The sequence below is a fragment of the uncultured Capnocytophaga sp. genome (assembly GCF_937936315.1).
Classification (GTDB): domain Bacteria; phylum Bacteroidota; class Bacteroidia; order Flavobacteriales; family Flavobacteriaceae; genus Capnocytophaga.
On sequence record NZ_CALGWU010000039.1, the window covers coordinates 131,360 to 142,476 of the forward strand.

Here is an 11,117-nt window from a genome sequence, read left to right on the forward strand (position 1 = left end):
ATTATTAAGACTTTTCACTTTTCACTAAAAAAGTCCTTCTACTGACCAATAGCGTTCTCCTGTGTCGTAATTTACAGTGAGGATACGCGCTTTGGGGTCTTTTTTGAGTACTTTAGCAACAGCAGCTAAAGCAGCACCAGTAGAGATACCTCCTAAAATACCTTCTTCTTTAGCCAATCGGCGAGCGTAATCAAAGGCTTCTTCTTTAGAGATAGGGATAACTTCATCTACTACAGCAGGGTTATAGTTATCGGGTATGAAGCCAGTGCCCAATCCTTGCAGGGCGTGAGGACCTGGAGCACCACCACTCAACACTGCCGATTGATCGGGTTCTACAGCTACAGTTTTGAGGTTAGGGAAGTGTTGTTTAAGCACTTTTGATACCCCAGAGATATGTCCGCCAGTACCTACTCCCGTTACGAAATAGTCAAAACCTTCGGGGAAAGATTTTAGTATTTCCTGAGCCGTTGTTTTTTCGTGTACATCAGGATTAGCAGGGTTTTTAAACTGTTGAGGTACCCAATAGTTAGGTTTGCCTTCAGCTATTTCCAAAGCTTTAGCGACCGCTCCCCCCGTACCTTTTTCTTTAGGCGTGAGTACTACTTCGGCGCCATAAGCGGCTACCAACTTGCGGCGTTCAATACTCATTGATTCAGGCATTACCACGATGAGTTTATAGCCCTTTACAGCCGCTACTAATGCCAAGCCCACTCCTGTGTTGCCAGAGGTAGGCTCTACAATCACACTGTCTTTTTTGAGGATGCCTTTAGCTTCGGCATCTTCAACCATAGCGAGCGCAATACGGTCTTTGATACTACCGCCAGGGTTCAAGCGCTCTAATTTGATGAATACGTTGGCATCATTGCCAAACAATCTGTTGATTTTCACCTCGGGAGTATGCCCGATGACTTCTAAAACATTTTTGTACGCCATTATATAAATTATTTATTAGTTACTTGTTTAGGAGGTAGAAATTAGGAATTAGATAACAAAATTAATCGGTTCTTCATATACTTCGTTGTCCTTTACAATAATCTGACTTTTGTGGAAAACCTTAGTAAAAGGTTCGATGCTATTGGTGAGCCATACATTCCCGCCAATGATACTATCGTGTCCTATTACAGTTTCACCACCTAAAATAGTAGCACCAGAGTATATCACCACATTATCCTGAATGGTAGGGTGGCGCTTGGTATGAGCCTTATCTACTGATACCGATAGAGCCCCCAAGGTAACTCCTTGATATATCTTTACATAGTTGCCTATTACTGTAGTTTCTCCAATTACAATACCTGTACCGTGGTCAATCATAAAAGGGACTCCAATGCTTGCCCCTGGGTGAATGTCGATACCCGTTTTGCTATGAGCATATTCAGTGAGCATACGCGGCAAGAGAGGTACTTTGCGCAACCACAATTCGTGAGCAATGCGATATACCATAATAGCAAAAAAACCAGGGTAGGTGATTTGTACTTCTCTGATAGAAGTTGCTGCAGGGTCGCTATCGATAAAATACTGAGCATCTTCTCGCAATTGCTGATAGATATTAGGCAAAATGCAATCGTAATAATCGGTTGTTTTTGCTTTTTGAGATTCGTTTAGCAGAAAATCGTCTACAATATTGATAAAATCCCAACGCAATTCCTCATAGCGGGCTTCTATACTCACTTTTGATAAGCAAGTGCGTTCATCAATAAGAAATAAGAACTGAAAAAGGTCGTTTACAAAGCGTGTAATACGCTGTTTGCTTACGTGGTGTTTGATGTTTTTACTTTCGTGATAGAGTTCGTTGATGAGACTCTCAGTACAATTTATTTTTGTCATCGTTATAAAAAAATATCCCCACTACCTTTATAAAGCAGTGGGGGTTGTTATTTCATTTGTTAAAATATAGTAACTGACATATCTTTAAGAAATAACGAGCCTTGCACTGCTCAAATTGAGTGTGCAACACATCGTCATTATGTTTAAAGTGTGCAATGTCATATAATATTGTTCTATTTGATGGGGCAAAAGTAAGAATATTTTTCTAACTACCAAATAAAAAGTGAAAAATTATTTCATTTTTTTATTTTTCAGCAGAAAGAATTGCGTCCAAACGGCGTAGTGTTTCTTCTTTACCTATAACCTCTATAATATCAAATATGTGAGGACCTTTGAGTTCACCCACTAATGCCAAGCGCAATGGAGGCATTACTTGACCAAAGCCTAAGCCCTTTGTTTCCATATATTGCTTTACCGCCTCTTCTAAGGCAATTGAAGTAAAATTAGCCGTATTTTGGAGTACTTCAGCTACTTCTTTCACAATGGTAGGAGTTTGTTCTTTCCATTGTTTTTTAATAGCCTTTTCGTCGTATTGGGTAGGTGCTTCAAAGAAGAATTTGCTGAGTTCCCAGAAATCACTTACAAAGGAAGCGCGCTCTTTGATGAGTCCAACTACTTTTTCTACTGTAGCAATTGGAGCAGTTACCCCTCTTTCGGTAAGGTCTTTTTGGAAAAGGGTAGCCAATTCACCATTGGGTTTCATTTGCAAATATTGGTGGTTGAACCATTTGATTTTCTCAGGGTCGAAGCGAGCTCCAGCCTTGTGTACTTTTTCTAAATCAAATAGTTGAATGAGTTGTTCCATTGAGAAAATCTCCTCATCATTCCCTGGATTCCACCCTAAAAGTGCTAAAAAGTTGATAAGAGCTTCAGGAAAATAACCTTCTCCACTAAATCCTTTTAGCGTTTCGCCATTCTCTGTCCAATCCATTGGGAAGACAGGAAAACCGAGTTTGATACCATCGCGTTTGCTGAGTTTGCCATTCCCTACGGGTTTGAGGATAAGAGGCAAATGAGCAAAAGCAGGAGCTTGCCAACCAAAAGCGCGGTAGAGCATTAGGTGCAAAGCCATAGAAGGCAACCATTCTTCACCGCGTATTACGTGAGTAATTTCCATTAGGTGGTCGTCTACGATGTTTGCTAAGTGGTAAGTAGGCATTCCGTCACTTTTGAAGAGCACTTTGTCGTCTAAGGTACTCGTATCGATAGTTACTTCCCCGCGAATCATATCGTTCATTTTCAACTGTTCGTTGTGGGGCATTTTGAAGCGAATTACGTACTCATCACCGCGTTGTAGGCGTTGTTGAACTTCTTCAGCACTCAGCGATAGAGAGTTTTGCAAAGTATCGCGTGTCGCCCAGTTGTATATAAAGGTTTCCCCTTTGGCTTCAGCCTCTTTGCGCGCGTTATCCAATGCCTCGGCGGTATCGAAAGCGTAATACGCCCAACCGTTCTCAATAAGAGCATCGGCGTATTGCTTGTAGAGCGGCTTGCGTTCACTTTGGCGGTAGGGAGCGTGTTTGCCCTCTTTGCCTACCCCCTCGTCGTAAGTAAGCCCTAACCAGTTCAGTGAGTTGATGATGTACTGCTCAGCGCCTGGTACATAGCGATTTTGGTCGGTATCTTCAATGCGAAGTAAGAAGTCGCCACCGTGTTTTTTGGCGAATAAATAATTGAATAAGGCGGTACGTACGCCTCCGATATGCAATGCTCCTGTAGGACTTGGAGCAAATCTAACTCTAACCATTTATTTTTATAATAATTTTAAATCTTTAATCACTTTAAAAGCAATATCCACGTGGTATTCGGGGATTACAATAGTAAATTCATTGGCGGTAGAAATCACCTCGTTCATACTCACACCTTCCCACGCTAAGCGTTGGAAGATGAAATAATAAATACCTGGTACTGAGATGTTTTCTTCAGGTAATTTTACACTGATAGCCCCTAAATTAGTGAATTTGTGCAATAGTCGTTCTTTTTTAAAAATATCTTCTACAAGACTCTCCATTGTACTACTTACAATGAGGTTTGTTTCGTTCACCCCACGAGTAGCGGCGTAGAATGCATCTTTGTTGTTTCGAATTTTTTGAAGCAATTCAGCTTGATTGTTCATAAAAGTATCCGATAGCAAGAAAGTATAATCAGTAAGATTGGAGCGCACGATAATATCGCCTATATTCTTCAATACTTTTACGATACGATGTGTAGAACGAAATTCCATATCTACTGATAATCGTTTGAGAGCCATTACTATAGCCCCATTACGCACTTCGCGTGTGGTGCTTTCGTTTTGTATATCTTTGCGAATCACCCTTGCGAGCGACGTGAGGTTGATAATCCCTTGAGAGAGGGCAGTTTGCAAAAAAGGTTTTGATTTGATGTATTGTTCAACGGCTGAGGCTACTGTTTTCATTTTGCTGAGGTTTAAATTTGTTACAAAAGTACTAAAAAAAATAATTCTATAACAATATAGGGCAAAAAATTATATTTATTTAACATTTTTAGAATGGGTAAAAAGCATCCTCAATATAGTTGATAGTAAACTCAACATTGTTTTTTACAATTGAAATGATATCAAACTGTACCTCTAAATCTAAATCAGTTTTTTCCAGATAGTAGTTGGTTGCTCTTACTAAAAGGTCGATTTTTTGTTGGTTCACAAACGATTCGGGTTCGCCATAAGCACTTGAATTACGAGTTTTTACCTCTACAATATGCAAAATATTGTCCTTTCGAGAAATTATATCAATCTCGGCGTGACCGAATCTAAAATTGCGTTCTAAAATAGTATGACCATTTTCTATAAGGAAGTTTACAGCATCTTGCTCGCCTTCTTTTCCAAAATCATTATGTGCTGCCATAGTTTAGGTGTTAAGTTTCAGGTATTAGGGTTTAGGTGAGGCAAAAGTAGAAAATAATTGTGAAATACGAATAACGAATGACAATTTTTTACTAATTTGCTAATCAGAAAGTTGGCTAATTGACTAATTATTGTTATTTTTGCCCCATTGTTAATACTTAATACTTAATATTTTAGTTATGGATTATATGGCACCGCAGTGGATTGCGTTCCCTGCTTATACTGAATTTACGATAGGCTGGCGTATGGGCGCTGGCGAAGATTATAAATCCAAGTTTTGGGACTGGTATGAGTCCCTTACCCCAGCACAACAAAAAGAGTACCAAGCACTTTTTCCGTATCCTTGTTTTTGGCATTACAACAGATGGGAAGAAGATGACCAAGATATAGATGACGAGGAGGATTATTACTACGAAGGAATTCCAGTTTGGCAACCCAAAGGCGCTTATAAATATTCTAAAGCAACCTTTATCAATTCGGCAAAGAAGCTCAAGTTTGTTTTCTTTTGGAAACCCAATGCGGAGGTAGTAGATGAATCTTGTTTTTCGCAATGGCAACCCTCACCTTTTTCTGTAGATGGTGATAAATATTATTGTGCTGAGCAGTATATGATGGCTGAAAAAGCGCGTTTGTTTGGTGATGAAGAGGTGGAGGAAGAAATAATGAACACCTCCGACCCTAAACTGATGAAAGCCTTGGGAAGAAAAGTGCGCAACTTTGACCCTCAGGTGTGGGACAAAGCTAAATATAGTATCGTACTGAATGGGAATTACTACAAATTCACTCAGAATAAAGAAATGATGGACTTTTTGCTCTCTACTGGTGATAAAATATTAGTAGAGGCAAGTCCGGTAGATACCATTTGGGGAATAGGTTTAGGCAAAGAGAATGAAAAAGCGAAGAATGTAGCTATGTGGCGTGGCAAAAACCTCTTGGGCTTTGCGCTAATGGAAGTAAGAGATGAGATTAGAAAACTTTATAAAAACGTACATTTGCTGAAAAAATAGAAATGAAAACAGCAGAAAAATACGCTAAAGAAATTCTACAAGGCATATTAGAAAAGATAGGAAGTGAAATAAAAACTCCTTATCAGTATCGCTACCTTGTGGAAGGCTATGCTAATTATATTTTAATTGAGCAAGATGAAAATCGTGATAATACTATCCTCTTTTATACTTCACTCAAAAGGTATAGTACCCCTCAAGAAATAGTTATTACCAATTCCTCTACACTTTCTAAAGAAGAAAAGAAAACTATTGCTAATACTTTGCAGAAGAAGATTACTAAGATGTTCTTTACAGAAGCTTTTTTTGGAAAGTTTCGGTACAAAATATCTGTAAATATTGAATTTGAAGATTACACACTACAGTTCAAACTGGTACACGAAGCACGCAAAGCAGAGCTTAAGAATCGTTTTGATACTTTTATGGAAGAGGTAATCAACCACCCCAGTAGAGAAATGGAGGATGGAGAGATAGTTAGCTTTTTAGATAAGTTATTTGATACAGAGCTCAATGGCTATACAGCGAGCCAAATCATAGCTATTGCTGAAAAAACATTAAAACTTTATGCTGGTAAAAAAGATTGGCTAAAAGAAAGTGCAAGATGGCTTACTTTTAAGGCTAAATATTGGAAGTATGAAGTTTTCTATCCATTGTACTATGATGAAAAAGGATCTCAAGGGAATATTGAATATACGCTCAAAGAAGGTATCACCCCCGAAAAGATTGATACTGATAAGCTAACCCTCTATATACAACAAGCTCTTTGGAAAATCAAATACAAACAATACAGTTGGGATGTAAAGTCTGCTCAAGAAGATTTAGAACGAGCAGCCAATGAACTGGGGTCGGAGAAAGCTAAGCAATACCTTAAAAAAGGTACGGGCGAGCTACCCGATGACCTTATTCACTACAAAGATAGCCAATTGGAAGCTGATGCCAATGATGTATTTGCTACCATTAGCCTTAAAATCAAGCAAGAGACTGCTGAGGCTTATGGTAAGGCATTAGACTTTATCATTGCGCTGTTTAAAGCAGGATTCCACCATAGTTATCAAATCAAGCTGAGTTCTAAAGCTCCTAAACAGTTTTTGGATATAAAAGGTCTTGTAAAATCAAGCACTCATCGCTTTTTTGCACAGGCATTGCAATATGAGACCTTGCATCCTAAATTAGAGGAATATGTGAAGGTAGCGATAAAAGAGCTTGAATGGTATACCGATACGGAATATATTGAAAATAGTTGTGCAACAGGAAGTTATGCCATATTTGGCTTAGGACTCACCAGCAAGAAGTATTTTCCTTTGGTTGAGCAATACTTTAAGCTAGTAGATGATGAGGACCAGATGATGATACACATAAATTTTGTGAATGCGCTGATAAAAAGGCATGGGTTTAGCGTAGAGACCTTGCCTACGATATATGAGGGAGTGATTTCTTCACAAGATGATGTGATATTCAAGTCTCTCACAGAGGCGATGAAAAATCCTGAAAACAAAGCACTCCTCAACGACTTTTTGAAAGACAAAGAGGATTACTATCAAGAAGCGATGTATTATGCCGTGTATGGCAAAAATTGGGAGAAGAAAAAATGAAACCTACATTTGAACTTAAAACCCCTCCTTGGATTAAGTTTCCAGAGCTTTCAGAGTTTACCATAGGCTGGCGCATGGGCTATGGTGAAGCCTATGCTTATGATTTTTGGAAATGGTATAGGGCACTTACCCCTGCACAACAGCAAGAGTATCAAGAGCTATATCCTCGTCCTTGCTTTTGGCATTTAAATACTTGGAAGCCAAGAGTTACGATAGAAGAATTAAGTTCTGGGAAGAATGATTACTATTATGGGGATAATCGTATTCCCTTTTGGCAGGCTAAAGGAACCTACAGATACTCTCTGACATTTTTTTTAAACTCAGCAAAAGAACTCAATTTTCTATTCTTTTGGAAACCTAATGCTCAGGTGATAGATGAATCTTGTTTTTCGCAATGGCAACCTTCTCCTTTTCAGGTGAATGCTTATCACTATTCTTGTGCTGAACAGTATATGATGGCTGAAAAAGCGCGTTTGTTTGGTGATGAGGAAGTAGAAAAGGAGATAATGAACACTTCCGACCCTAAACTGATGAAAGCCTTGGGAAGGAAAGTGCGCAACTTTGACCCTCAGGTGTGGGACAAACTCAAATACAGTATTGTACTGAATGGGAATTACTACAAATTCACCCAGAATAAGGAAATGACGGACTTTTTGCTCTCTACAGGTGATAAAATACTGGTAGAAGCGAGTCCGATGGATACCATTTGGGGGATAGGTTTAGAAAAAGACAATGAAAAAGCACATAACATCGCCTCATGGCGTGGCAAGAACCTATTGGGCTTTGCGCTAATGGAAGTGAGAGATGAGATAAGAAAGGTATATCAGAATGTAGATTTGTTAAAATAAAAGAAATGAATAGACTCAAAATCAATGTAGTTACACTAAAAGAAGATGAATACCTTATTCGCGATAGTATTCGTTTTGAAAATTGTAGTTATCTACAGCTTTTCATTGACGATGAGGATATAACTACTTATCCTGATTTTGAAGATATACTGATAGTCCCCACTGAATTATACAAAAGTAGCTTACAAAGTGGTGAATATCTATTGTTTACTTGTGCTTGTGGTGTTGCAGACGATGGAGGATGGGCAACAATTAAGGTAACACATTTAGAAGCTATTGTTCAATGGGATTTTTTGAGGGACAAACCTTATTGTTTTAAGTTTTCTAAAGAAAATTACTTAAAAGAGGTTCAAGTTATCAATAAAGAAGATTATAGTTTCATTCCTAAAGAGATTATTTTTCCTGAAATTTAGTCTTTAATATGAGTTTAATAAGAAAATGTGTTCTTTTTAGGTTTAACTTTGCCAAAGTCTAAAAACTTTGGCAAAGTGTAGCGATACAAATACGATTTTGAGACTTTTTAAATAGCCTTTCTGTGATATAGAAATAATAAGTTTGAAGTAGAATATAGCTAAAAATAATATTAAAATGAATGAACGATACGAAAACATTAAGAAAATGAACGATATCCTCTTGCGATTGGAGGGTATTCTTAGCAAAGCTGAAACTCTTTTAGAAGAATGGAAAGCCATACAACCCGAGTATGAGGCTTTGGAAGCGTATTACGACAGCCCTCAATGGCGCGAAGACTATTTCGATAGCAACGACGGTAAAATACCAGATGAGGTACCACAATGGGTACTCACCCAAGATGCTATTTTTGATGCCATAGGCACTCAGTTCGACCTTGCTGACGGTTTCCAACCGCTACTCGATAGCATCAATGCTAGAAAGTGGAATGAGTAATTTCAAAAGTTAAAAATAAGAATGAAAAAACTACTTATCTATCTTGTTGTTATTATTTTCTGTTTGCCCAATATTTTCATTCTTTATAAGACTTTTAATGTGTTAGACAACCTTGATTCCCTACCTAAAAAAACAGGTTGGGTAAAGGGATATGAGTACTGGGGAATGGGGAAAAAGAAAAATTTAAATATTTATTTGGCTTCAGAACAGGAGGTAAAACAAATGAAAGAGCCTAGCAGAGAGGGTGATGTGGACATTAGTTTAAGGTTAAAAAAGTTCAACTTTGTAGACATCCCTGAAATAAAGTTTAGAGATAAAATTACCTATTACGAGTTAGAAGATGATTTTGTCTATAAGACAAGTCTTTCTGATAGGCCTAAACTCATAGGTGTTGCTACAGAAGGGAAGCCCGTAAGTTACCACCACCTCTTTGTGGAAATTATGGAGTTTTATGAAACTTTTGTCAACTATGCTGTGTTTTTGTTAAATGTGCTTGTGATAAACTATTATGAAAGAATTTTTAAAACAGAAAAAGGATTTCTATTGATGTTCATTCCTCCTTTATTTTATGCCATTACCTTTATTGTTTGTCGTATAATTCTTCCTTTTTTTAGTTAAAATTGATATATTCAGATGTTACAAAATCGTATTGAGCAAAAGCTAATAGAACTTGCTCAAAAAGCAAAAATAATTTCTTATAAAGCTAATCCTTACTGTGAAGTATTAGGATTGGTAAATACCGAAGCACTAATGTCTTTTTATGATTTTGTACGGGAGGCTATACGATATGAGAACAATATCCCCTATAATGATAGGTTGTTGTTGAATGAAGAACTAACTTCAGTTAAAAAGAAAGAATGGATGCTCTCTAAAATACAATCTATTACTACAATAGGCGATGTAATTGTAGTTCCTTTTCACGATTTTGGTATAAGATTGCGCTTAACTGAAGTGTCTTCATTTTTCCTTAACGAAATAGCCCAATGTGAAGCTGAATTTGTAGGTTGGGATATAGGTTATAGCAACGAAACTAAAGGGTGTTATCAGTATTTTTCAGATGAAGAATATTACCTATTTGAATATGAAAGGTATACTCGTCATTTGTAATTCGTTATTCGTAATTAACTCGTTTTCTTATAGTTCCAAATTGCCCAGCTGTTCAGCAGTATTGCAAAGCCTACCAAATACAAGAACTCTATATGTAATTGTCCAAAACTACTGCCTTTGAGCACAATAAGGCGCATCGCGTTCACAAAATGGGTTATCGGAATGGCATTACTCACCTGCCTACTCCACGCAGGCATACTATCTACGCTGGTGAGGAAACCGCTCATCAGTAGGAATATCATTATAAAGAAATAGGCGATGAACATAGCTTGCAACTGTGAATTAGCATAAGTGGAGACGAGCAGTCCGAAGCCGAGAATTGCGATGAGGTACATTATCGCAAAGGCGTATAAGGTGAGTAGATTTCCTGCGGGGAAGATACCATAGACTACATACATCACCACAAGCCCCAAGGTAAAGAGGATTAACCCTACTACCAAAAAGGGAATGAGTTTGCCTAAGATAAACTGCCACTTCTTGATAGGCGTTACATTAATCTGCTCGATAGTGCCTATTTCCTTTTCTTTGACTACATTGAGAGCTGAAAGAAAGCCCCCAATAATAGTGAGTAATATAGCTAAAATGCCTGGAACAATATAGCGCGTGTATTGCATATAGGGGTTGTACCAATGGGTGCTCTCCACGTTGAGTTTGGCTACATTACCTATGCGCAGAGGTGTTTTTACATTTACATCGAGCTGGGTGTTGAAGTCGCGTATCACCGAAAGCAAATACGCCCCTCCTAATGACGACTTGCTCCCGTTAATCGCATCGATAGAGACACCGAGAGGTTGCTTTCCTTCGCGTACGAGGTTGCGCTCAAAACCTTCGGGGACTTCCAAAACTACATCAGCTTTGCCGTCTTCTATCAGGGCGATACCTTCTTTGTAAGAGAAAGGAGCGTCTACGAGCTTAAAGTACCCTGACGCAGTAATCTTCTGTATGAGCTCGTGCGAGTACGGACTCTGGTCGT

At 38.2% G+C, this 11,117-nt stretch carries 13 protein-coding genes; 7 read left to right on the forward strand and 6 right to left on the reverse strand.

Annotated elements, in window-relative coordinates; all coding sequences use genetic code 11:
* Nucleotides 1-24 precede the first annotated feature (24 nt).
* The 5 genes from cysK to Q0162_RS06950 all read right to left on the reverse strand — a co-directional run bounded on the left by cysK (nt 25) and on the right by Q0162_RS06950 (nt 4,688).
* Nucleotides 25-933 (reverse strand): cysteine synthase A, encoded by a 909-nt coding sequence (cysK, locus tag Q0162_RS06930; protein WP_088594496.1) that lies wholly within the window; start codon nt 931-933, stop codon nt 25-27.
* 48 nt (nt 934-981) lie between these two features.
* The gene (locus Q0162_RS06935) at nt 982-1,824 is read right to left on the reverse strand and encodes a serine O-acetyltransferase (protein WP_198472494.1); all 843 of its coding nucleotides are present in this window, start codon (nt 1,822-1,824) and stop codon (nt 982-984) included.
* 244 nt (nt 1,825-2,068) lie between these two features.
* Nucleotides 2,069-3,571: a glutamate--tRNA ligase gene (gene gltX / locus Q0162_RS06940; protein WP_297890641.1), complete on the reverse strand. Its 1,503-nt coding sequence runs from the start codon at nt 3,569-3,571 to the stop codon at nt 2,069-2,071.
* Nucleotides 3,572-3,577: 6 nt separating this feature from the next.
* Entirely contained in the window at nt 3,578-4,240 is a 663-nt protein-coding gene (locus tag Q0162_RS06945) for an aspartate kinase (RefSeq protein ID WP_297890642.1), read from the reverse strand.
* Nucleotides 4,241-4,328: 88 nt separating this feature from the next.
* A complete protein-coding gene (locus Q0162_RS06950; protein ID WP_002681532.1) occupies nt 4,329-4,688 on the reverse strand; it encodes a YraN family protein in 360 nt (119 codons plus the stop codon).
* Between the two features lie 178 nt (nt 4,689-4,866).
* Here Q0162_RS06950 and Q0162_RS06955 point away from each other — a divergent pair, with 178 nt between their 5' ends.
* From Q0162_RS06955 to Q0162_RS06985, 7 genes are all read left to right on the forward strand, one after another.
* Nucleotides 4,867-5,694, forward strand: a complete 828-nt coding sequence (locus tag Q0162_RS06955) for an NADAR family protein (protein ID WP_297890643.1) — start codon at nt 4,867-4,869, stop codon at nt 5,692-5,694.
* A 2-nt stretch (nt 5,695-5,696) separates the two neighbouring features.
* The gene (locus Q0162_RS06960) at nt 5,697-7,283 is read left to right on the forward strand and encodes a DUF6138 family protein (protein ID WP_297890644.1); all 1,587 of its coding nucleotides are present in this window, start codon (nt 5,697-5,699) and stop codon (nt 7,281-7,283) included.
* The gene (locus tag Q0162_RS06965) at nt 7,280-8,131 is read left to right on the forward strand and encodes an NADAR family protein (RefSeq protein WP_297890645.1); all 852 of its coding nucleotides are present in this window, start codon (nt 7,280-7,282) and stop codon (nt 8,129-8,131) included. Before Q0162_RS06960 ends, Q0162_RS06965 begins: the two co-directional genes overlap by 4 nt.
* 5 nt (nt 8,132-8,136) lie before the next feature.
* Entirely contained in the window at nt 8,137-8,544 is a 408-nt protein-coding gene (locus Q0162_RS06970; protein ID WP_297890646.1) for a hypothetical protein, read from the forward strand.
* A 175-nt stretch (nt 8,545-8,719) separates the two neighbouring features.
* Entirely contained in the window at nt 8,720-9,037 is a 318-nt protein-coding gene (locus Q0162_RS06975) for a DUF4298 domain-containing protein (RefSeq protein ID WP_002681542.1), read from the forward strand.
* Between the two features lie 21 nt (nt 9,038-9,058).
* Nucleotides 9,059-9,655, forward strand: coding sequence for a hypothetical protein (locus Q0162_RS06980; protein WP_297890647.1), 597 nt, complete (start codon nt 9,059-9,061; stop codon nt 9,653-9,655).
* A 15-nt stretch (nt 9,656-9,670) separates the two neighbouring features.
* On the forward strand, nt 9,671-10,144 hold the full coding sequence (locus tag Q0162_RS06985; protein WP_297890648.1) for a hypothetical protein: 474 nt from the start codon (nt 9,671-9,673) through the stop codon (nt 10,142-10,144).
* Between the two features lie 14 nt (nt 10,145-10,158).
* Here Q0162_RS06985 and Q0162_RS06990 read toward each other — a convergent pair.
* The coding region (locus tag Q0162_RS06990) for an ABC transporter permease (RefSeq protein ID WP_297890649.1) at nt 10,159-11,117 on the reverse strand (959 nt) is incomplete at its 5' end.